The sequence below is a fragment of the Pseudomonas sp. GD03862 genome (assembly GCF_029840855.1).
Taxonomy (GTDB): domain Bacteria; phylum Pseudomonadota; class Gammaproteobacteria; order Pseudomonadales; family Pseudomonadaceae; genus Aquipseudomonas; species Aquipseudomonas alloputida.
Map to the genome: position 1 here is coordinate 62,937 of NZ_JAOCDI010000003.1, position 22,422 is coordinate 85,358.

Here is a 22,422-nt window from a genome sequence, read left to right on the forward strand (position 1 = left end):
GTGCAACAATGGTTTTCCATGACCACCGCAAAAAAGCTGGCGTTTGATCGGCGTGGATGGTAAGTGGTTGTTAAAAAAGAGATTTACCTCCGTTGAGAGGTGAACCTGGTGAGAATGTGTCTATGAAAACAGGTCTGTACCATCCCGAAGAATTCAAGGACAACTGTGGTTTTGGCCTGATCGCCCATATGACGGGTGAGCCGAGCCACCACCTTCTGCAAACTGCCATGCAGGCGCTGACATGCATGACCCACCGCGGCGGCATCAATGCCGACGGCAAGACCGGTGACGGTTGCGGTCTGCTCATGCAGAAGCCCGATCAATTCCTGCGTGCCATGGCCCAGGAGCACTTCGCTGTCGAGCTGCCCAAGCAGTACGCCGTCGGCATGGTGTTCTTCAACCAGGACCCGGTCAAAGCCGAAGCTGCCCGCGCCAACATGGACCGCGAGATCCTCGCCGCTGGCCTGAAACTGGTCGGCTGGCGCAAGGTGCCGATCGACACCAGCGTCCTCGGCCGCCTGGCCCTGGAGCGCCTGCCGCAGATCGAGCAGGTGTTCATTGGCGGTGAAGGCCTGAGCGACCAGGAATTCGCCATCAAGCTGTTCAGTGCCCGTCGTCGTTCGTCGGTGGCCAACGCCCACGACGCCGACCACTACATCTGTAGCTTCTCGCACAAGACCATCATCTACAAAGGCCTGATGATGCCGCGCGATCTCGCGGCGTTTTATCCAGACCTGGGTGACGAGCGCCTGCAAACCGCGATCTGCGTGTTCCACCAGCGCTTCTCCACCAACACCCTGCCGAAATGGCCGCTGGCGCAGCCGTTCCGCTTCCTCGCCCACAACGGCGAGATCAACACCATCACCGGCAACCGCAACTGGGCCGTGGCTCGTCGCACCAAGTTCGCCAATGACCAGATCCCGGACCTCGAAGAGCTCGGCCCGCTGGTCAACCGCGTCGGTTCCGACTCGTCCAGCATGGACAACATGCTGGAACTGATGGTCACCGGTGGCATCGACCTGTTCCGCGGCGTGCGCATGCTGGTACCGCCAGCGTGGCAGAACGTCGAGACCATGGACGCCGACCTGCGCGCCTTCTACGAATACAACTCCATGCACATGGAGCCGTGGGATGGCCCGGCCGGTATCGTCATGACCGAAGGCCGCCACGCGGTGTGCCTGCTCGACCGTAACGGTCTGCGCCCGGCGCGCTGGGTGACCACCACCAATGGTTACATCACCATCGCCTCGGAAATCGGCGTATGGGGCTATCAGCCTGAGGAAGTGCTGGCCAAGGGCCGTGTCGGCCCGGGCCAGATCCTTGCCGTGGACACCGAAACCGGCCAGATCCTCGACACCGACGCCATCGACAACCGCCTGAAGTCGCGCCACCCGTACAAGCGCTGGCTGCGTCAGCACGCCACCCGCATCCAGGCGACGCTGACCGACGACCAGGGTGTGGCCAGCTACGACGCTGACCAGCTCAAGCAATACATGAAGATGTTCCAGGTCACCTTCGAAGAGCGTGACCAGGTACTGCGCCCGTTGGGTGAGCAGGGCCAGGAAGCCGTTGGCTCGATGGGTGACGACACGCCGATGGCCGTGCTGTCGCAGCGCGTGCGCTCGCCGTATGACTTCTTCCGCCAGCAGTTCGCTCAGGTAACCAACCCGCCGATCGACCCGCTGCGCGAAGCGATTGTGATGTCGCTGGAAATCTGCCTGGGTGCCGAGCGCAACATCTTCCAGGAGTCCCCGGAGCACGCTTCGCGGGTCATCCTCAGCTCGCCGGTCATCTCGCCCGCCAAGTGGCGTTCGCTGATGAACCTGGAGCGCGAAGGCTTCGACCGCCAGCTGATCGACCTCAACTATGAGCAGGGCGTCGGCCTGGAAGCGGCCATCCGCAACATTGCCGACCAGGCCGAAGAAGCTGTGCGTGGGGGCAAGACCCAGCTGGTGCTGAGCGACCGTTATATCGCCCCGGGCAAGCTGCCGGTGCACGCTTCGCTGGCCGTTGGTGCAGTGCACCACCGCCTGACCGAACAGGGCCTGCGTTGCGACAGCAACATCCTGGTGGAAACCGCTACCGCCCGTGATCCGCATCACTTCGCCGTGCTGCTGGGCTTCGGTGCCTCGGCCGTTTACCCGTACCTGGCGTATGAAGTACTGGCTGACCTGATCCGTACCGGCGAAGTGCTGGGCGACCTGGACGAAGTGTTCAAGTACTACCGCAAAGGTATCTCCAAGGGCCTGCTGAAGATCCTGTCCAAGATGGGTATCTCCACCATCGCCTCGTACCGCGGTGCACAGCTGTTCGAAGCCATCGGCCTGGCCGAGGAAGTGGTCGGCCTGAGCTTCAAGGGCGTGTCCAGCCGCATCAAGGGTGCGCGCTTCGAAGACCTGGAAAACGACCAGAAGCTGCTGGCGGCCGAAGCCTGGAGCGCGCGCAAGCCGATCCAGCAAGGTGGCCTGCTGAAGTTCGTCCACGGTGGCGAATACCACGCCTACAACCCGGACGTGGTCAACACCCTGCAAGCGGCTGTGCAGCAGGGCGACTACGCCAAGTTCAAGGAATACACCACGCTGGTGGACCAGCGCCCGGTGTCGATGATTCGTGACTTGCTCAAGGTGAAAGTGGCCGACCAGCCGCTGGCGCTGGAGCAGATCGAGCCGCTGGAGGCGATTCTCAAGCGATTCGACTCGGCGGGTATCTCGCTGGGTGCACTGTCGCCGGAAGCCCACGAAGCGCTGGCCGAGGCCATGAACCGCCTGGGCGCACGCTCCAACTCGGGTGAAGGCGGCGAAGACCCGTCGCGCTATGGCACCATCAAGAGCTCGAAGATCAAGCAGGTGGCCACCGGCCGTTTTGGTGTGACCCCGGAGTATCTGGTCAACGCCGAAGTGCTGCAGATCAAGGTTGCCCAGGGCGCCAAGCCGGGTGAGGGCGGCCAGTTGCCGGGCGGAAAGGTCAACGGCCTGATCGCCAAGCTGCGTTATGCGGTACCGGGCGTGACCCTGATCTCGCCACCGCCACACCATGACATTTACTCGATCGAAGATCTGGCCCAGCTGATCTACGACCTCAAGCAGGTCAACCCGCAGGCGCTGGTATCGGTCAAGCTGGTAGCCGAAGCGGGCGTGGGCACCATCGCCGCAGGTGTGGCCAAGGCCTATGCCGACCTGATCACCATCTCTGGTTACGACGGTGGTACCGGTGCTTCGCCGCTGACCTCGATCAAATACGCCGGCGCCCCTTGGGAGCTTGGCCTTGCGGAAACCCACCAGACCCTGCGCGGCAATGACCTGCGTGGCAAGGTACGGGTGCAGACCGACGGCGGCCTGAAAACCGGCCTGGACGTGATCAAGGCGGCCATCCTCGGCGCCGAAAGCTTCGGCTTTGGTACCGCGCCAATGATTGCCCTGGGCTGCAAGTACCTGCGCATCTGCCACCTGAACAACTGCGCCACCGGCGTGGCCACCCAGAACGACAAGCTGCGCAAGGACCACTACATCGGCACCGTCGACATGGTGATCAACTTCTTCACCTTTGTCGCCGAAGAAACCCGCGAGTGGTTGGCCAAGCTGGGCGTGCGCAGCCTTGGCGAGCTGATCGGCCGTACCGACCTGCTCGAAGTGCTGCCAGGTGACACCGAACGCCAGCAATACCTGGACCTGTCGCCGCTGCTGGGCAGCTCGCACATTCCTGCGGACAAACCGCAGTTCTGCGAAGTCGACAAGAACCCGCCGTTCGACCTGGGCGAGTTGGCCGAGAAGATGGTTGATATGGCCATGCCGGCCATCCGCGACCAGGCGGGTGGCGAGTTCAGCCTCGACATCTGCAACTGCGACCGCTCCATTGGTGCGCGTGTGTCGGGCGAAATCGCCCGTCTGCACGGCAACCAGGGCATGGCCGCGGCGCCGATCACCTTCCGCTTCAAGGGCACTGCGGGCCAGAGCTTTGGCGTGTGGAGCGCTGGTGGCCTGAACCTGCACCTGGAAGGCGACGCCAACGATTACGTCGGCAAAGGCATGACCGGTGGCAAGGTCACCATCGTGCCGCCAGCCGGCAGCCCGTTCGAAACCCAGCACAGCGCCATCGTCGGCAACACCTGCCTGTACGGTGCCACTGGCGGCAAGTTGTTTGCCGCAGGTACTGCGGGCGAGCGCTTCGCTGTACGTAACTCCGGCGCCCATGCTGTTGTCGAGGGCACTGGCGATCACTGCTGTGAATACATGACCGGCGGCTTTGTCTGCGTTCTGGGCAAGACCGGTTACAACTTCGGTTCTGGCATGACTGGCGGCTTTGCCTACGTGCTCGACATGGACAATAGCTTCGTCGACAAGCTCAACCACGAGCTGGTGGAAATCCAGCGTATCAGTGGCGAAGCGATGGAGGCCTACCGTAGCCACCTGGCGCGTGTCCTTGCCGAGTATGTGGATGAGACCGGCAGCGAGTGGGGGCGTGAGCTCTCGGAGAACCTGGACGACTACGTGCGGCGCTTCTGGCTGGTCAAGCCGAAGGCAGCCAACCTGAAGCAGCTGTTGTCCAGCACCCGTGCCAACCCGCAGTAAAAACAGCTGCAAGTGGCAAGCCTCAAGCTGCACGTAATGGCAGTGAGAGGTTTGCCCGGCTTAAGTGATCGTCTTGCGGCTTGCAGCGTGTAGCTTGCAGCTGCTGTAAAGAGGTTTTGAAAAATGGCTGAACGTCTGAACAACGACTTCCAGTTCATCGAAGTGGGCCGAAAGGACCCGAAAAAAAAGCTGCTGCGCCAGCGCAAGAAGGAGTTCGTGGAAATCTACGAACCGTTCAAGCCGCAGCAGTCCGTGGAGCAGGCGCACCGCTGCCTAGGCTGCGGTAACCCGTATTGCGAGTGGAAGTGCCCGGTACACAACTTCATCCCCAACTGGTTGAAGCTGGTCTCCGAAGGCAACATCCTGGCCGCGGCGGAACTGTCGCACCAGACCAACACCCTGCCGGAAGTATGCGGCCGTGTTTGCCCGCAAGACCGCCTGTGCGAGGGTGCCTGCACCCTGAACGACGGTTTCGGCGCGGTGACCATCGGCTCGGTGGAGAAGTACATCACCGATACCGCCTTCGCCATGGGCTGGCGCCCGGACATGTCCAAGGTCAAGCCCACCGGCAAGCGCGTCGCCATCATCGGCGCCGGCCCGGCTGGCCTGGGCTGCGCCGACGTGCTGGTGCGCGCCGGGGTAACCCCGGTGGTGTTCGACAAAAACCCTGAGATCGGTGGCCTGCTGACCTTCGGTATCCCCGAGTTCAAGCTGGAAAAGACCGTGCTCAGCAACCGCCGTGAAGTGTTCACCGGCATGGGCATCGAGTTCCGCCTGAACACCGAGGTGGGCAAGGACGTGACCATGGAACAGCTGCTCGCCGAGTACGACGCGGTGTTCATGGGCATGGGTACCTACACCTACATGAAGGGCGGCTTCCCCGGCGAGGACCTGCCGGGCGTGCATGACGCACTGGACTTCCTGATCGCCAACGTCAACCGCAACCTGGGCTTCGAGAAGTCGCCGGAAGACTTTGTCGACATGCAGGGCAAGAAAGTGGTGGTGCTGGGCGGTGGTGACACCGCGATGGACTGCAACCGTACCTCGATCCGTCAGGGTGCCAAGGCAGTGACCTGTGCTTATCGTCGTGACGAAGCCAACATGCCGGGTTCGCGCAAAGAGGTGAAGAACGCCAAGGAAGAGGGCGTGAAGTTCCTCTACAACCGTCAGCCCATTGCCATCGTGGGCGAGGACAAGGTCGAAGGCGTCAAAGTGGTCGAGACCCGCCTGGGCGAGCCTGATGCCCGTGGCCGCCGCAGCCCTGAGCCAATCCCGGGCTCCGAAGAGATCCTGCCGGCAGACGCCGTGGTAATCGCCTTCGGCTTCCGCCCGAGCCCGGCACCTTGGTTTGAACAGCATGGCATTCAGCTGGACAGCCAGGGCCGTGTGGTTGCCCCGGAGAAGGGCAAGTTCAAGCACCAGACCAGCAACCCGAAAGTGTTTGCCGGTGGCGACATGGTGCGTGGTTCGGACCTGGTGGTGACTGCGATCTTCGAAGGGCGTACGGCTGCCGAGGGTATCCTGGACTACCTCGAAGTCTGAGGTTCGACCTGTTCGCGGGCATGCCCGCTCCCGCAGGGTTAAGCGCAGAACCCGTGGGGGCAGGCATGCCCGCGAAGCTTTTGTATACAAAAACGCTTGATCTGTGGCATCCAATAGACAAAACACATGGCCATGGCCGTGCCTTTTGCGCTGGTGTCTGAGAAAATGCCCGCACTATTTTTCCGGATGCCGACATGACTGCCCTGAAGAACGATCGTTTCCTGCGTGCACTGCTCAAGCAACCCGTAGACGTCACCCCGGTGTGGATGATGCGCCAGGCCGGCCGCTACCTGCCGGAGTACCGCGCCAGCCGCGCCAAGGCCGGTGACTTCATGAGCCTGTGCATGAACCCGCAGTTCGCCTGCGAGGTCACCCTGCAGCCGCTGGACCGCTACCCGCTGGACGCAGCGATCCTGTTCTCGGACATCCTTACCATTCCCGATGCCATGGGCCTGGGCCTGTACTTCGAAACCGGCGAAGGCCCGCGTTTCAAGAAGGTCATCAGCACCCCCGCTGACATCGAAGCGCTGCCAGTCCCGGACCCACAGAAAGACCTCGGCTACGTGATGGATGCGGTCAGCACCATTCGCCGTGAGCTCAATGGCCGTGTGCCGTTGATCGGCTTCTCCGGCAGCCCGTGGACCCTGGCCACCTACATGGTCGAAGGCGGCTCGTCGAAGGACTTCCGCAAGACCAAGGCCATGGCCTACGACAACCCGCAAGCCCTGCACCTGCTGCTGGACAAGCTGGCCCAGTCGGTCACCAGCTACCTTAACGGCCAGATCCTGGCCGGCGCCCAGGCCGTACAGATCTTCGACACCTGGGGCGGCAACCTGTCGGCGGCGGCCTACCAGGAGTTCTCACTGGCCTACATGCGCAAGATCGTCAGCGGCCTGATCCGCGAGCACGAGGGGCGCAAGGTGCCGGTGATCCTGTTCACCAAGAATGGCGGCTTGTGGCTGGAAAGCATTGCTGAAGCTGGTGCCGACGCGCTGGGCCTGGACTGGACCTGCGAGATCGGCGACGCCCGTCGCCGCGTGGGTGACAAGGTGGCGCTGCAAGGCAACATGGACCCGACCGTGCTGTACGCCAAGCCCGAGGCCATTCGCAAGGAAGTGGCGCGCATCCTGGCCAGCTATGGCCACGGCACTGGCCATGTGTTCAACCTTGGCCACGGCATCACGCCGGAAGTTGACCCGGAACATGCGGGTGCATTCATCAACGCCGTGCACGAACTGTCGGCGCAGTACCACCAGTGACTTGATGCACTGCACAGTAAACCCGGCTTCGATGCCGGGTTTTTTGTACGTTAAGTTTGAATTCAGCGATCGTCGCTAATCTGGTCCCATCGAAACCGAAACAGGACCCGATCCTCATGAAAATCCGTTATCTCGCCCTCATCCTCGCCCCCTTGTTCAGCACTGGCGCATTTGCCGCTGGCTACACCGGCCCTGGCGCCCAGTCGGTAACTACGGTTGCCGCCGCCAACGACGCCGCCGATGACACCCCGGTTGTGCTGCAGGGCTTCGTGACCAAGAAGATCAACAACGACGACAAGTACGAGTTCAAGGACAACACCGGCACCATCACTGTCGAGATCGACGACGAGGACCTGCCGCCGACGCCGTTCAACGACAAGACCAAGGTGAAGCTGACCGGTGAGGTTGAAAAGCACCTGATGAGCCGGGAAGTGGATGTGGATATTGTCGAGATCATCAACTGATCTGATGGCCTCCTCGTGGTGACGCCCGCTCCCACAGGTTGTGGGTGCGGGCGTGACCACGAATGCATCACACCGTTTTGGGTGGCAACTTGCTCAGGTGCAACGCCACCAGCAATGCCACCGCCAGCAAGCTGCCAATGAACAGCCCGATCCCGTTCCAGCCCCACTGGTGCCAGAACACCCCGCCCGCCGTACCGGCCACGCTGGAGCCGGCGTAGTAGCAGAACAGGTACAGCGACGACGCCTGCCCCTTGGCCTTCAGCGCCCGGCGGCCGATCCAGCTGCTGGCCACCGAGTGCGCACCAAAGAAGCCGAAGGTGAACACCAGCATGCCCACGATCACCATCACCAGTGGACTGGCCAGCGTCATCAGCAAGCCAACCGCCATTACCACGATACTGGCCCAGAACACCTTGCGCCGGCCCAGTTTGTCCGCCAGGGCGCCGACCTGTGCCGAACTGTAGATACCCGACAGGTAAACCACCGACAGCAAGCCGACCAGCGCCTGATTCATGTGGTAGGGCTCGGCCAGCAGGCGGTAGCCGATGTAGTTGAACAATGTGACGAAGGCGCCCATCAGCAGGAAGGCTTCAAGGAACAGCCAAGGCAGGCCGGCGTCCTTGAAGTGCATGACAAAGCCGTCCAGCAGGCTGCGTGGGTTCATCGTCTGTGCGCGGAAATTGCGTGACTCCGGCAGCACCTTCCAGAACACCAGCGCGGCCACCAGGGCCAGGCCGCCAATGGTCAGCATCGCCGTGTGCCAGCTGACGAAGTCGATCAATACGCCCGTGATGAGCCGCCCGCTCATGCCGCCAATCGCGTTGCCGCCGATGTACAGGCCCATGGCCAGGCCAATGTGTTGCGGGTGGATCTCTTCGCTCAGGTAGGTCATCGCCACTGCCGCCAGGCCGCTCAGCGACAGGCCGACTAATGCGCGGGTGGCCAGTACCAGCTCCCAGCTGGGCATCACTGCGCTGGCCAAGGTGGACAGGGCGGCGCAGACCAGCGCGAATACCATCACGGGCTTGCGCCCGATGCGGTCAGAAATGGGGCCGGTGATCAGCAGGCCGAACGCCAGCATGGCGGTGGACACCGACAGCACCAGGCTGCTCTGTGCCGCGTTGATGGCAAACTCCCTGGACAGCAGAGGCATCATCGGCTGTACGCAGTACAGCAAGGCGAAGGTGGCGAAACCGCCGCTGAACAAGGCCAGCACGGTTTTCATGAAGGCGGGTGTGCCTTTTTCGATCCACATTTCGGTCAGGATGGCAGGTTTTGGCTCAAGGAGGAGGGGGGCTACTGCAGTTTTCACGGGCGGGTACCTCTGGCGCAATGAAAAAAGCATATAGCTGGCTAACGATTAGATCCAATATATTGTTCGACCTATTTGAGATGTTTGGCGACTTGTTTGGAGCGGATCATGGAACTGCGTCATCTGCGTTACTTCATTGCTGTGGCCGAAGAGCTGCACTTTGGCCGCGCCGCCCAGCAGCTGGGTATTTCCCAGCCGCCCTTGAGTCAGCAGATCCAGGCCCTGGAGCAGGAGTTGGGGGCCCGGTTGTTCGACCGGACCAACCGTCGTGTCGAACTGAGCGAGGCCGGTCGATTGTTCCTCGAGGAAGCGCGCCAGGTATTGGCGCAGGTGGAGAAGGCCGCGGATGTCGCCCGGCGTGCGCAGTTGGGCGAGCTGGGCGAGATGAAAATCGGTTTCACTTCCTCGGCCCCGTTCACCTCGAAAATCCCCAAGGCCATTCACGCCTTCCGTCAGCGCTTTCCGGCGGTGCACCTGAACCTCAAGGAAATGAGCAGCCGTGACGTTGCCGAAGGGGTATTCGACGAGTCCATCGAGGTGGGGTTGATGCGGCCGATGCCGCTGCCGGAGGGGTTGGTGGCCACCGAGTTGTTCCGAGAACCGTTGGTGGCGGTGATCAATGCCTCGCATCCGCTGGCCGAGGGCACTGAGCAAGGCGTCTACATGGCGGCGTTGGCCCCTGAGCCCTTCGTGTTCTTCCCGCGCAGCTATGGCAGCGGTTTGTATGCACAATTGCTGAGCATGGCCCGGCATGCGGGTTTCAGCCCCCATTTTGCGCAAGAGGCAGGGGAAGCGATGACCATCATCGGCCTGGTCTCGGCGGGGCTGGGGGTGTCGGTGTTGCCGGCGTCGTTCCAGCGCATGCGCATAGAAGGGGTGGTGTACCGCACCTTGCTCGATGAAGAGGCGATGACGGCGGTGTGGCTGGTGCAGCGCGAGCGTGGTCATTCGGTGATGGCCAAGGCATTTGCCGAGTTGTTGACAGGGCAGGTGGTCGGTCAGGCGTGATGCCGGTCAAATGGCACTGGTCATTGCCCCACTGCCGCCACATACTCGGGCATTCGTTGATACACGGAGGTCAAACATGCGGCGCGTGGTGTTCAATCAGAAAGGTGGCGTGGGCAAGTCGAGCATTGCCTGCAACCTGGCGGCGGTCAGTGCCAATGAAGGCTACCGGACCTTGTTGATCGACCTGGATGCCCAGGCGAACTCGACCCAATACCTCACCGGCCTGACCGGCGAGGACATCCCCATGGGCATCGCCGATTTCTTCAAGCAAAGCCTTTCCAGCGGGCCGTTCAGCAAGAAGAACAAGGTCGATATCTACGAAACCCCGTTCGACAACCTGCATGTGGTCACCGCCACTGCCGAGCTGGCCGACCTGCAGCCAAAGCTGGAGGCAAAACACAAGATCAACAAGCTGCGCAAGTTGCTCGACGAGCTGGACGAGGATTACGAGCGTATCTACATCGATACCCCGCCGGCGCTTAATTTCTATGCGGTTTCTGCGCTGATCGCTGCCGATCGCGTGCTGATCCCCTTCGACTGCGACAGCTTTTCGCGCCAGGCCCTGTATGGCCTGCTGGCCGAGATCGAAGACCTCAAGGAAGACCACAACGAAGACCTGGTGGTCGAAGGCATCGTGGTCAACCAGTTCCAGTCACGTGCCAGCCTGCCGCAGCAGATGCTCGACGAACTGCTGGCCGAAGGGTTGCCGGTGCTGCCGGTGTACTTGGGCAGCTCGGTGAAAATGCGCGAATCGCACCACGCCAGCCTGCCGCTGATTCACCTGGAGCCGCGGCACAAGCTGACTCAGCAGTTTGTCGAGTTGCATTCGCTGCTTGAAGAAAACGCTTAAACCCCTTGGCTACGCAGCCACTCCAGCAGCGACTGGAGTGGAAACGCCCCGGCCTGGCGGCTGATTTCGCGGCCGTTCTTGAACAGCAGCAGGCTGGGGATCGAGCGTATGCCCAGTTGCCCTGCGAGGTTACGGTTGGCTTCGCTGTCGAGCTTGGCCAGGCGGCAGCGGCCAGCAAGCTTCCGGGCGGCCTCTTCGAAGGTGGGGGCGAATGACTTGCACGGGCCGCACCAGTCGGCCCAGATGTCGACCAGCAGCGGCAGGTCGCCTTTGATCTGGCTGGCGTAGCTGGCTTCGGTGAGCTCGAAAGGGGTGCTCAGCAGCACGTCCTGTTTGCAGCGACCGCATTTCGGCGCATCGCCCAGGCGCTCGGCGGGCAGGCGGTTGAGGCCGTTGCAGTGGGGGCAGGGGATTACCAGTGGGTCGGTCATTTCATCTCCGGTGTTGGGTTCACGGTTTCCTTGTGGGGGCGGGCGTGCCCGCGAACACCGGCGAAGCCGGTGCAATCCATCACGTTGCCTGCTTCGCGGGCACGCCTGCTCCCACAGGATTCGGCGCTAATCAGGAAGAGCAGCTGATTTCCAGGTGCTTGCCCCACTCCGGCGGTCGCTCGGCGTAGGCTTGCATCCCGGGCTGTTCCTCGAAAGGCCTGGCCAGGACTTGGTGCAGCCGTCGAACTTCACTGTAGTCCCCCGCCTCGGCCGCTTCGATGGCTTTCTGCGCCAGGTAGTTGCGCAGCACGTACAGCGGGTTCACCGCATGCATCCGCTCACGGCGGCCTTCGGCATTGCCGGGCTCACGCCCACAGCGGGCCAGGTAGTCTGCGCCCCAGGCATCGAAACCGGCGAGGTCGATAAAGTCATCGCGCGCCACCTTCAGCGCCTCGGCCACCGGCTGCTCACCCAGCTTGCGGAAGAACAGGCTGTAGTCCACGCCACCGCGTTGCATGCACTGCAGCAGGCGCTCGACCAGCGCCATATCATCATCTTCGGCGGTGGTCAGCCCCAGGCGCCGGCGCATCAGGTCCAGGTAATGGGCCTGGTACAGCGGCAGGAACAGGCCCAACGCTTCCTTCAGTGGCTCAACTTCGATCACGGTGGTCAGTGCCTGGGCCAGCGCGCTGAGGTTCCAGTGGGCGATGGGCACCTGGTTGGCGTAGCTGTAGCGGCCACGGTCGTCGGAGTGGTTGCAGATGAAGTTGGCGTCGAAGTCATCCAGGAACGCGTAGGGGCCGAAATCGAAGGTGATGCCGAGGATCGACATGTTGTCGGTGTTCATCACGCCGTGGCAGAAGCCATACGCCTGCCAGCGGGCGATCAGTTCGGCATTGCGCTCGACGATGGTGCGGAACATGGCCAGGTAAGGCTGCTCGGCGTCACGGCATTCGGGATAGTGCTGTTCCAGCACGTGGTCGATCAACACGCGCTGCTGCTCGGGCTGCTTGGTGTAGTAGAAGTACTCGAAATGGCCGAAACGCACATGGCTCTGCGCCAGACGCGTCAGCATGGCCGCGCTTTCACGGGTTTCGCGCCACACCGGGGTGCTGGAACCGATTACGCACAGTGCCCGGCTGGTCGCGATACCCAGGGCGTGCAGGGCTTCGGAGGCGAGAAACTCGCGAATCGACGAGCGCAGTACGGCGCGGCCGTCACCCATGCGGGAGTAGGGTGTCTGGCCGGCGCCCTTGAGGTGCAGGTCCCAGTGTTCGCCTGCGTCGTTGAGCACTTCGGCCAGCAGCAGGCCACGGCCGTCGCCCAGACGCGGGTTGTACGAGCCGAACTGGTGGCCGGAATAAACCATCGCCCGAGGGTCGGCCTCTTCCCACAGTTTGTGGCCGCTGAACAGCTCGGCGAACACCGGCAGCTCGGCCTGGGCGGGGTCGAGGTCGAGCAAGGCCATGGCCGACTCGCTCGCTACCACCAGGCGCGGGTCTGCGATGGGTTCAGGCAGCACCTGGGTGGAGAACGCATCGCCCAGGCGGGCGAAGCGGTTGTCGAAGGTGAGTTGGTCGAGGGCTTTCACGGGACTGCTCCTTGGAATCGGTGCCAATGGGGCCGCTTGGCGGCCCTTCGCGGGTGAACCCGCCCCTACAAAGAACATGCAGCGCCTGAAAGCAGTGCAGTCCCTGTGTAGGAGCGGGTTCACCCGCGAACGAGGGCGAAGCCCTCGCAGCCATTTTGCACACAATAAAGTATTCGAGCCTATTCAGGCCGAAGCAGTGCCATCCGGTTTCGGCTGCTCCATCGGAATCAATTGCTGCTTGCTGCCCTTCGCATCCATCAGGAACACCTCTACCTGGCGTACCGAGATCTTGATGTTGTGGGCCTTGAACTCGCGGTTGATGTAGCGGTTGATCTCGTCCAGCGTCGGGTTGCGGTCGCCCAGGTCGCGCACGTGCATGCGCAGTTCGTGGTCCAGCGAGCTCTCGCCGAAGTTGAGGAAGTACACGATCGGTTCCGGATCCTTGAGCACACGTGGGTTCTCATGCGCGCCCTTGAGCAGCAGGTCGCGCACCAGGTCGAGGTCTGAGCCATAGTCGATGCCCAGCTTCAGCGTCACCCGGGTGACCGTATCGGTCAGCGACCAGTTGATCAGTTGGCCAGTGATGAAGGTCTTGTTGGGGACGATGATGTCCTTGCGGTCGAAGTCGGTGATGGTGGTGGCACGGATGCGGATCTTGCTTACCGTGCCCGACAGGTTGCCGATGGTGATGGTGTCGCCAATCCGTACCGGGCGCTCGAACAGGATCATGATGCCGGAGATGAAGTTGGCGAAGATTTCCTGCATGCCGAAGCCCAGCCCTACTGACAGCGCAGCCACCAGCCATTGCAGCTTGTCCCAGCTCACCCCCAGGGTCGACAGGGTGCTGACGATGCCGATGCCGACGATGGTGTACGACAACAGCGTGGTGGTGGCGTAGGCACTGCCCTGGGCCAGGTTCAGGCGAGACAGCACCAGTACTTCCAGCAAACCTGGCAAGTTGCCGGCCAGGGCGAAAGTGATGCCGACGATCACCAGCGCGCCGAGCAGGTCGCCGAGGCTGATCGGTACCATGCTGGCGGCGGCGCCGGTGCCGCTGGTGTATTCGTAGAGGACGAAATTGTTGAGGTAGGCGAACACCGAGATCAGGTCGGCCCATACCCAGTACAGGCCGGCGATGAAGCCGCCGAGCAGGGCCAGGCGGATCAGGCGCAGCGACTGCTGGTTGACCTGTTCGATATCCAGCGTTGGCTCTTCGGTGATGACTTCGCCATCCAGCCCTTCCTTGGCTGCCGCACGTTTGGTCAACGCACGCTGGTAGGCCAGGCGTCGTGCAGCCACCGACAGGCCGCGCACGAAGGCAGCCTCGATCACCAGCCAGAACAGCAGCAGGTACAGGGTGTAGATGAGTCGGTCGGTAAGCTTCAGTGCGGTGTAGTAGTAGCCGAAGCACACGGCGACGAACAGGGCGATGGGCAGGGCGGTGAATGCTACTCCCACCGCCCTGCGGAACAGCGAGGTGTCACGGTGCGCCGGGCTGCTGAGCAGCAGGCGGCTGAGCAGCCAGGCCATCAACGCATAGCAGGTCAGCACCACGCCGATGCCCAATACGTCGTCTGCCAATGCCGAAGGCTGGTGCTCGGCCACCGCCACCACGCCGACCAGTGCCAGCACCACGGTGCCCAGGCGGCGAACCCAGCCGCGCAGGAACTCGACCTGTGGTTTGTGCCAGCGGAAGTGGACTTCCGCCACGCCACCGGGTGCGAGGATACGGTAGGCGGTGTAGAACACCAGCCAGGCCTGGGCCAGCTGCCAGAGTGCGGCGCCCAGGTTGGCATTCTGCCCGCGGGCGTCGATCTGCAGGGCGTAGCTGCACAGCGCCAGACCAAGGCTGACCGGCATCGCCAGCAGAATGTTGATTAGGATTGCCTGGGGCGTGTGCCATTGGCTGTCACGGCGGAAGTGGCCGATATCCTGGTGCACTTTGCCTAACCGTTGGTAAAGGTATTTGCGCCGCCACAACAGCGCGCCGATCACCAACAGCAGCGGCAGGAACAGCAACGGGCGCTGGCTCAGGCCATCGGCCAGCTCTTTCAGGCTGGAGCCCCACGGCAGGTTGGCGACCTGGTCGGCCAGGCGCTCCGGCACGTATTGCAGCCAGTCCCAGTCCAGCGGCTTGTTGCTGGGGATCCAGAACATTTGCTCGTCGAGGGTGGTGCGCAGGCTCTGCGCGGTGCCCAGCAACTGCTTCTGATTGAGCTGCAGGGTGATCGATTCGTTGAGCAGCGCCGACAGCTCGCGGTTCAGCCGCTCCAACAGGTCGCTGCGGGTGATGGCCACTTCCAGCAGGGCCTTGCGCAGCTGCGGGGTCACATCTTCCTGCGGTTGCGCCGCCAGCAGCTTGTCGACGTAGGTGACCGGGCTGCTCATCTGCTCGCGCTGCTGGTTGACTTCGAACTGGTACAGGCGGGTGTCGGCGATCTGGTCGGCCAGGTCGCGGTCGACCTTCAGGTGCGGCAGGGTCTGTTTCTGCTTGTAGAGAATCTTCGACAGCAGCAGGCTTCCCTTGAGCACGTTGATCTGCTCGTCAAGCGCCTGGTCGGCCTGGGTCAGGCTGTCGAGTTGCTGCTTGGTGCGCAGGTTCTGCTGGGTCAGTTCGTTAAGGCGGTCGGTACTCTTGAGCAGGTAGTCGGAAAGCTTGAGGTTGATCGCGCTTTCAGTGGCCAGCAGGCTGCTGCCGCCGGCCTTCTGAGCCTCGATCGACTGCTGGGTGACGGCTTCCTGGGACTGGGCCAGGCGTTTGGCGTTGATCAGCGTCTGCAGGTCCTGGATTTCCTGCTCCAGGCGCGCAGCGCGCTCGACCAGCAGGTCGTGACGCGCATTGCCGAGGTCTTGCAGCAGGCTGTTGCCGGCCAGTTCCTGGCGGCGCAGCAGGGTCAGCGCGTTGAGCGAGGCCAACTCGGCGTTGAGCTGGTTGCGCTGGTCGGCATTGATGGCTTTGCCACCGTCCTTGCCGGTTTTGAGGATGTTGTTGATCTGCTGGGTGCGGGTCTGGCTGCTGCTGATCTCGGCCTGGGCGCGCTCGGGGCGGGTTTGCGAGTTGATGATCAGGCTGTTGGCTTCAGACAACGCCTTTTGCAGCTCGCCCTGCAGCGTGTTGCGTTCGCTGAGCATCTGTTCAAGCTGTGGCACGGTGAGGTTGGCGTAGCGCTGTGCCACCGGTTGTGCCTTGGTTTCCTTGAGCCTGGCCAACTCCTTCTGGCTGTCGCTAGTCTCCTTGGGGGCGCTGCTCAGCTGCTGCTTGAGTGCAGCCAGTTTCTTTTCGTTGTCTTCCTTGGCAGCAAGCAGGCTCAACGTTTGTTCGAGCACCTGCTGCAGCGCCTTCTGGTCTGCCTCGGGCAGCTTGCGCTCGGCGATCTTGTCGAGGCTGTTCTGGATACTGGCGGTGGTCGGGGCTTCTGCCGCGCTAGCCGCAAAAGAAAGGGACAGGCACAACCCGAGCAGGGCTGTGCGAAGGTACACGCGCAGGGACATAGGCAGACTACTTGTGGATCCGGCTGAAACGAAGTTTAGAGGAACAATCCTGGTCCGGGTCGCGTTCCTTCGGGGAATCTGACGCCTACTTTCTGGATCTTGTTCCCGTCCATGGTTGCCACGGTCCAGATCGTGCCATGCCATTCGACCTGGTCCCCTACTACTGGAGCGCCTCCGACCTTCTGTCGGATGAACTGCGCCAACGGCATTTTCGCGTCGAGGCCATCGAGCTTCAGGCCATACAAGGCTGCCACCGCACCCAGTTCGGCATCGCCTTCGAGCACGAAGTCGCCGAAGAAACGCAGATCCAGGCCACGCTGTGGCGCCTGGCTGAACAACTTGCCGAGGGCCGGCAGGTTGTGTTCGTGGCCGATCACGCAGAGCATGTCGCCAACCTCCAGCACGGTGCTGCCCGACGGGTGCAGCAGTTGCTCACCACGGAACAGCGCGGCAATCCGTGTGCCTTCGGGCATTTTCAGCTCGCGCAGGGCGGCACCGATGCACCACTTTTCGGCGCCCAGGCGGTAGACGAACATTTCCCACTCGCTGGTGATGTGCACCTCAAGGGCGGAGCGGGAGATTGGCGCCGGGTCTGGCGGAACCGTCACTTTCAGCAGCTTGGCCACCCACGGCAGGCTGGTGCCTTGCACCAGCAACGATACCAGCACGATGAAGAAGGCCAGGTTGAAGAACAGCTGGGCGTCTGGCAGGCCCGCCATCAGGGGGAACACCGCCAGAATGATCGGTACCGCGCCGCGCAGGCCGACCCACGAAATGAAGCCCTTTTCGCGGCCATGGAAAGCCTTGAACGGCAGCAGGGCCGCGACCACCGACAGTGGCCGCGCCACCAGGATCATCCACAGCGCCAGGCCCAGTGCCGGCAGGGCGATAGGCAGCAGGTCGTGCGGCGTGACCAGCAACCCCAGCACCAGGAACATACCGATCTGGGCCAGCCAGGCCATGCCGTCGAGCATGTGCAGGATGCCATGGCGGCTACGGATCGGCTTGTTGCCCAGCACCAGGCCGCACAGGTAAACAGCGAGGAAGCCGCTACCATGCAGGGCGTTGGTCAGCGAGAACATTACCAGGCCGCCGGCGACTACCAGAATGGGGTACAGGCCGCCGGCCAGATTGATACGGTTTACCAGTTGCAGCATCAGCCAGCCGCCGCCCAGGCCCAGCAGCGTGCCGATACCGAACTCACGCAGCAAATGGCCCAGCAGGCTCCAGTGCAGGCCGGTCTCGCCGCTGGCGATCATGTCGATCAAGGTGACAGTGAGGAATACCGCCATCGGGTCGTTGCTGCCCGACTCGATCTCGAGGGTAGCGGAAACCCGCTCGTTCAGGCCTTTGCCGCCAAGCAGCGAGAACACTGCAGCGGCGTCGGTGGAGCCGACGATGGCGCCGATCAGCAGGCCCTGGATCAAGCTCAGGTTGAACAGCCAGGCGGCGATCAGGCCGGTGAGGGCGGTGGTGATCATCACCCCGACCGTGGCCAGCGACAGCGCCGGCCACAGCGCCACGCGGAAGCTTGCCACCCGCGTACGCAGGCCACCGTCAAGCAGGATGACGGCCAGTGCCAGGTTGCCCACCAGGTAGGCGGTTGGGTAATTGTTGAAGATGATGCCGCCACCATCGACACCGGCGAGCATGCCGACGGCGAGGATGATGACCAGAATAGGGATACCCAGGCGCGACGACAGCGAGCTGACCAGGATACTTGCACCCACCAGCAATGCGCCGATCAGGAACAGGCTGTTGATGGTGCTTGCATCCAAAGGCAGGTACTCCGAGACAGCGGGGAAGGGGCGTGGTAGCGCATTCAGCAACAGCTAGCAGGTCGCGTGCCAATCGATTCTAACCTGATGCCGGCGCAGGCTGTAAAGCGATACCGCATCGTCGCTGCGGCGTGCAGCTGTAATGGTTCGCCCACTGTAAGGCAGCCAAGGACATGAATGTCAAAGAAACCATTTCTCTCGCCCAGGTGGCCCAGCGCCTGCTCGGGCAATTTCCTGATTTGCACAATCTGGCGCGCCAGGCGGCGGGCCACGTGCTTCGCCGCCAACTGGGGTACTGGCTGGACCCGGACGGGCTCTATTGGCACGAGTTCCAGTCGGCGGCCAGCAGTTCGTCGAGCTTCACCGGCTGGCGCCACAGTGGGCCGCCACTGCGGTCTTTGAGCCTTACCGAACTGGTCATCCAGCGATTCAGCCCGCAGCAGCAGGCCAGTGCTGACGAGTTGAGTGTTTATGGTGGCTTCTACCGGGTGGATGCCAGCCACGCAGTTTACGACGAGCGCAACGAAGTGCGGCTCGACCCTCGGCAAGTACTGACGGCGTTCTGGCAGTTGGATTTTGCAGGGCGCTACACCGAGGCGCTGAGCAAGTTCCGGTCACGGCATGGCGAAGACTATTGTGTCCTGGCCCGTGCCCGCTTCATTGCTGCTGTGGGCCAATCTGCGCTGAGCCAACCTGAGCGCCAGGAACTGATGGCGGTGACGGTCGCTGATGCCGCTCTGCCAAGCACCGTGCAAGGCCTGCGACAGGCCAGGCAGGCGAATGCCCAACCTCAATGGAACGCTCTTGTCATCGGCGGTATCAGCGCCAAGCTGATGTTCTTGCACAAGCTGAAGGCTGGCAGGTTGTGCCTCTATCTTGCCGATGTTCAGGCTGTGGTGCAGGTGTTCGACGATCGTCATGCGTTTCAGGAGTGGATGGCTGACCAGGCCGCTACGACGGTGGGGCGAGAGCGGCTGGTCAGGCTGTTCGTCGGGGACGGGGTACTGGCGCAGTCACTACGCCCGCGTCTACGCAATTACTTCAAGTTGCTCGCACAGTCGCGAGGCGACACCACGTTTTCAGGACAGGCCATTGAAGGGGACCTGTTCGTTCGTCTGCGCGATTCGGTCATGGATGATCTGACCAGCGACGCCCACGAACGGCTGACCACCAACGCACAGTTGCGCAAGGCCGATTGGCTGTCGGGCTTGCAAGCAGCGAGTTTTATAATTGCGCCGATGGCGCCGCTTGGCTGGCCGGTGATATTGGCATCGCTCGGTCTGGGCACCGCAAGCCTGGCGCTGCACCTGGACCGGGCAATCAATGGCAAGCAGGCCTGGCGCACGGCAGCATGGTGGTCAGTACTGACGGATATCCTGTTCATCCTGCTCGATATAGCCATGATGCGTGCCAGCGAGCTGTTCACTGATGGCCACGTCCCCCCGCGTGTGACTGGTCAGGCGCAAGCCTCCGCTGCCAAGGTCGATTGGGAGCTTTACATGGCGCCGGCGGCAGACGACCTGCTGGCTGTGTCGGATCAGGCGCTGGCCCGCCAGGAAGCCCTGTTGGGCGCGGTTCCGTGGGCTGATCTCGATGCCGTGGGGCCCAATGGCGAGTATCTGGATGCATTCGGTGAACCCTATCCCGTCTACCGCGATGAGCTCGGGTTTGGTTCGCCCGCCATTGCCGAGTACACCAGCTCGCCGGAGCGCTACAACAACCTGTGGCGGGGTATGCCGCTGGAGGGCACTCGCGCCGGGAATATCCAGCGCAGCCATGACCTTGCCCGCGCACTTGGGCAGATTGGCGTCAGTAATCAGGTAAGGCTGTATCGGGCTGCCTCCAGCCTGCGGGGCACGGGTTTTCAGGCAGTTGGTGAGGGTGCCATTGAAGTGGGTGACGTGCTGGTGACAACCGACTTCACGTCATTCACGGAAAACCCCTATGCCCTCTGGGAGGTTTTCAACGACCCTCAGGCTCAGGTCAGTGGCCGGGGTGCCTTTGATGAGAATGCGCTGGTTTATGTGCTGGAGCCGGCCGAGGACATGCAGGCGACGCCCATCGGGCCCTTTTCAAGGCGACCTGATGAGGCAGAGTCTTTGATGATGCCCGGGCGCTACCTGCAAGTGGAGAAGGTGACGGCCGTTCAAGGGCACAATTATCGCTTTACCGAGGTGTGCCTGAAGGCACTGGCGCAGGCGCCAGGCGGGACGGCCGTGCGTGACATGCGCACAGGCAAGCTGTTCGATCGCCAGGCACTGGCGATGCGGCTGGGCACGGAGGATGATTCGTTGATGCGCACATTCTTTGCGCTACCCGCCTGAGCAAACGTGAAAGGGGCCGCTGCGCGGCCCCTGATCAAGGCCTCAGCCCTGTTTCACTTCACGCATCGGCTTGCCTTTCACTGGTGCATCCCCCGCCACGTAGTACTTGGCGGTGCTGCGCGGCAGTGGCTTGCGACCACGGATCTTGTCCGAAATCTTCTCGGCGATCATGATCGTGGTGGCGTTGAGGTTGCCGGTGATGATCAGCGGCATGATCGAGGCATCGACCACGCGCAGGCCCTTCATGCCGTGCACGCGGCCTTCACCATCGACCACTGCCATGTCATCGGTGCCCATCTTGCACGAGCAGGACGGGTGGAAGGCGGTTTCGGCGTGCTCGCGGATGAACTTGTCCAGCTGCTCGTCGGTTTGCACGTCGGCGCCCGGGCTGATTTCGCGGCCACGGTACGGGTCCAGCGCCGGCTGGGCCATGATTTCACGGGTCAGACGAATGCCGTCACGGAATTCCTGCCAGTCCTGCTCGGTGGACATGTAGTTGAACAGGATGCTCGGGTGCTGGCGTGGGTCTTTCGACTTGACCTGGATGCGGCCACGGGCAGGCGAGCGCATGGAGCCCATGTGCGCCTGGAAGCCATGTTCCTTCACGCCATTGGAGCCGTTGTAGTTAATCGCAACCGGCAGGAAGTGGTACTGGATGTTCGGCCACTTGAACTCCGGACGAGTCCGGATGAAACCCCCGGCCTCGAACTGGTTGCTGGCGCCGATACCGGTGCCATTGAACATCCACTCGGCACCGATCGCCGGCTGGTTCCACCACAGCAGCGACGGGTATAGCGAAACCGGCTGGGTGCAGGCGTACTGCAGGTACAGTTCCAGGTGGTCCTGCAGGTTTTCGCCAACGCCCGGCAGGTCGTGCACAACCGGGATGTCGAGGCTTTCCAGCAGGGCGCGCGGGCCGACGCCGGAGCGCTGCAGCAGTTGCGGCGAGGCGATGGCCCCGGAGCTGACGATCACTTCCTTGCGGGCGCGGGCTTCGACGCGCTCTTCGCTGTCGCCGACCAGGTAGGTCACGCCGATGGCGCGCTTGCCGTCGAACAGAACGCGATCCGTGAGGGCGTGGGTGACGATGGTCAGGTTCGGGCGCTTCTTGGCCTGGTCCAGGTAACCACGGGCAGTGCTGGAGCGGCGGCCGTTCTTGGTCACGGTGCGGTCCATCGGACCGAAGCCTTCCTGCTGGTAACCGTTGAGGTCTTCTGTGCGTGGGTAACCGGCCTGTACGCCGGCTTCGACCATGGCGTGGAACAGCGGGTTGTTGCCGGCTTTCGGCGTGGTCACGCTGACCGGGCCTTCGCCGCCATGGTAGTCGTTCGGGCCGATGTCACGGGTTTCGGCCTTGCGGAAGTACGGCAGGCAGTCCAGGTAGGTCCAGTCTTCCAGGCCTGGCATTTCTGCCCAGCCGTCGAAGTCCATGGCGTTGCCGCGGATGTAGCACATGCCGTTGATCAGCGACGAGCCACCCAGGCCCTTGCCACGGCCACATTCCATGCGGCGGCCGTCCATGTAAGGTTCCGGGTCGGTCTCGTAGGCCCAGTTGTAGCGGCGGCCTTGCAGCGGGAAGGCCAGGGCGGCTGGCATCTGGGTGCGGAAGTCGAAGCGGTAGTCGGGGCCACCGGCTTCCAGCAGCAAGACGGTGACGCCGGCGTCTTCGGTCAGGCGGGTCGCCAGGGTGTTACCGGCCGAGCCGGCACCGACGATGATGTAATCGAATTCTTGGGACATGAAAGTACCCTCGTGTTGGCGGTGATCGGGGAGCGGGAACGCCCGTGCGCGGTGGCACGGGCG

General features: G+C 62.6%; 13 protein-coding genes. 7 read left to right on the forward strand and 6 right to left on the reverse strand.

The features are described 5' to 3' along the window. The first annotated feature begins 122 nt into the window (after nt 1-122). From gltB to N5D53_RS03200, 4 genes are all read left to right on the forward strand, one after another. Nucleotides 123-4,568 carry a glutamate synthase large subunit gene (gltB, locus tag N5D53_RS03185; protein ID WP_266022007.1) on the forward strand — a complete coding sequence of 1,482 codons (4,446 nt, stop codon included), beginning with the start codon at nt 123-125 and terminating at the stop codon, nt 4,566-4,568. Between the two features lie 123 nt (nt 4,569-4,691). Further along, nucleotides 4,692-6,110, forward strand: a complete 1,419-nt coding sequence (locus N5D53_RS03190; RefSeq protein ID WP_003249156.1) for an FAD-dependent oxidoreductase — start codon at nt 4,692-4,694, stop codon at nt 6,108-6,110. Nucleotides 6,111-6,304: 194 nt separating this feature from the next. After that, nucleotides 6,305-7,369: a uroporphyrinogen decarboxylase gene (gene hemE / locus N5D53_RS03195; RefSeq protein ID WP_010955621.1), complete on the forward strand. Its 1,065-nt coding sequence runs from the start codon at nt 6,305-6,307 to the stop codon at nt 7,367-7,369. Nucleotides 7,370-7,485: 116 nt separating this feature from the next. Continuing rightward, nucleotides 7,486-7,833, forward strand: coding sequence for a NirD/YgiW/YdeI family stress tolerance protein (locus N5D53_RS03200; protein WP_014859120.1), 348 nt, complete (start codon nt 7,486-7,488; stop codon nt 7,831-7,833). Between the two features lie 67 nt (nt 7,834-7,900). Here the strand turns inward: N5D53_RS03200 and N5D53_RS03205 are convergent, their stop codons facing one another. Then, complete coding sequence (locus N5D53_RS03205; RefSeq protein ID WP_223843617.1) at nt 7,901-9,088, reverse strand: MFS transporter; 1,188 nt, start codon at nt 9,086-9,088, stop codon at nt 7,901-7,903. A gap of 165 nt (nt 9,089-9,253) precedes the next feature. Between N5D53_RS03205 and N5D53_RS03210 the strand changes: the two genes are divergently transcribed. Together N5D53_RS03210 and N5D53_RS03215 are read left to right on the forward strand one after the other, a co-directional pair. After that, on the forward strand, nt 9,254-10,153 hold the full coding sequence (locus N5D53_RS03210) for a LysR family transcriptional regulator (RefSeq protein ID WP_064491022.1): 900 nt from the start codon (nt 9,254-9,256) through the stop codon (nt 10,151-10,153). A 76-nt stretch (nt 10,154-10,229) separates the two neighbouring features. Then, nucleotides 10,230-11,003: a ParA family protein gene (locus tag N5D53_RS03215; protein WP_010955617.1), complete on the forward strand. Its 774-nt coding sequence runs from the start codon at nt 10,230-10,232 to the stop codon at nt 11,001-11,003. Here the strand turns inward: N5D53_RS03215 and trxC are convergent. The 4 genes from trxC to N5D53_RS03235 form a co-directional block, all read right to left on the reverse strand. Beyond that, on the reverse strand, nt 11,000-11,434 hold the full coding sequence (trxC, locus tag N5D53_RS03220) for a thioredoxin TrxC (RefSeq protein ID WP_129932738.1): 435 nt from the start codon (nt 11,432-11,434) through the stop codon (nt 11,000-11,002). The genes N5D53_RS03215 and trxC overlap by 4 nt on opposite strands. Nucleotides 11,435-11,564: 130 nt before the next feature. Then, the gene (gene selO, locus N5D53_RS03225; protein WP_104962710.1) at nt 11,565-13,025 is read right to left on the reverse strand and encodes a protein adenylyltransferase SelO; all 1,461 of its coding nucleotides are present in this window, start codon (nt 13,023-13,025) and stop codon (nt 11,565-11,567) included. 183 nt (nt 13,026-13,208) lie between these two features. Beyond that, nucleotides 13,209-16,517 carry a mechanosensitive channel MscK gene (mscK, locus tag N5D53_RS03230; protein WP_190869867.1) on the reverse strand — a complete coding sequence of 1,103 codons (3,309 nt, stop codon included), beginning with the start codon at nt 16,515-16,517 and terminating at the stop codon, nt 13,209-13,211. 35 nt (nt 16,518-16,552) lie between these two features. Continuing rightward, nucleotides 16,553-18,295 carry a potassium/proton antiporter gene (locus tag N5D53_RS03235; RefSeq protein ID WP_010955613.1) on the reverse strand — a complete coding sequence of 581 codons (1,743 nt, stop codon included), beginning with the start codon at nt 18,293-18,295 and terminating at the stop codon, nt 16,553-16,555. Between the two features lie 173 nt (nt 18,296-18,468). Here N5D53_RS03235 and N5D53_RS03240 point away from each other — a divergent pair, with 173 nt between their 5' ends. Further along, a complete protein-coding gene (locus N5D53_RS03240) occupies nt 18,469-20,619 on the forward strand; it encodes a DUF6543 domain-containing protein (protein WP_266022015.1) in 2,151 nt (716 codons plus the stop codon). A 42-nt stretch (nt 20,620-20,661) separates the two neighbouring features. Here N5D53_RS03240 and betA read toward each other — a convergent pair whose 3' ends face one another. After that, nucleotides 20,662-22,359 (reverse strand): choline dehydrogenase, encoded by a 1,698-nt coding sequence (betA, locus tag N5D53_RS03245; RefSeq protein WP_014859114.1) that lies wholly within the window; start codon nt 22,357-22,359, stop codon nt 20,662-20,664. Nucleotides 22,360-22,422 lie beyond the last annotated feature (63 nt).

Bases quoted from the DNA above. Each gene is read 5' to 3' on its own strand.
- mscK (WP_190869867.1), bottom strand. From the start codon at position 16,517: ATGTCCCTGCGCGTGTACCTTCGCACAGCCCTGCTCGGGTTGTGCCTG.
- hemE (WP_010955621.1), top strand. From the start codon at position 6,305: ATGACTGCCCTGAAGAACGATCGTTTCCTGCGTGCACTGCTCAAGCAA.
- N5D53_RS03210 (WP_064491022.1), top strand. From the start codon at position 9,254: ATGGAACTGCGTCATCTGCGTTACTTCATTGCTGTGGCCGAAGAGCTG.
- N5D53_RS03215 (WP_010955617.1), top strand. From the start codon at position 10,230: ATGCGGCGCGTGGTGTTCAATCAGAAAGGTGGCGTGGGCAAGTCGAGC.
- N5D53_RS03200 (WP_014859120.1), top strand. From the start codon at position 7,486: ATGAAAATCCGTTATCTCGCCCTCATCCTCGCCCCCTTGTTCAGCACT.
- gltB (WP_266022007.1), top strand. From the start codon at position 123: ATGAAAACAGGTCTGTACCATCCCGAAGAATTCAAGGACAACTGTGGT.
- trxC (WP_129932738.1), bottom strand. From the start codon at position 11,434: ATGACCGACCCACTGGTAATCCCCTGCCCCCACTGCAACGGCCTCAAC.
- N5D53_RS03190 (WP_003249156.1), top strand. From the start codon at position 4,692: ATGGCTGAACGTCTGAACAACGACTTCCAGTTCATCGAAGTGGGCCGA.
- N5D53_RS03240 (WP_266022015.1), top strand. From the start codon at position 18,469: ATGAATGTCAAAGAAACCATTTCTCTCGCCCAGGTGGCCCAGCGCCTG.
- betA (WP_014859114.1), bottom strand. From the start codon at position 22,359: ATGTCCCAAGAATTCGATTACATCATCGTCGGTGCCGGCTCGGCCGGT.
- N5D53_RS03205 (WP_223843617.1), bottom strand. From the start codon at position 9,088: ATGTGGATCGAAAAAGGCACACCCGCCTTCATGAAAACCGTGCTGGCC.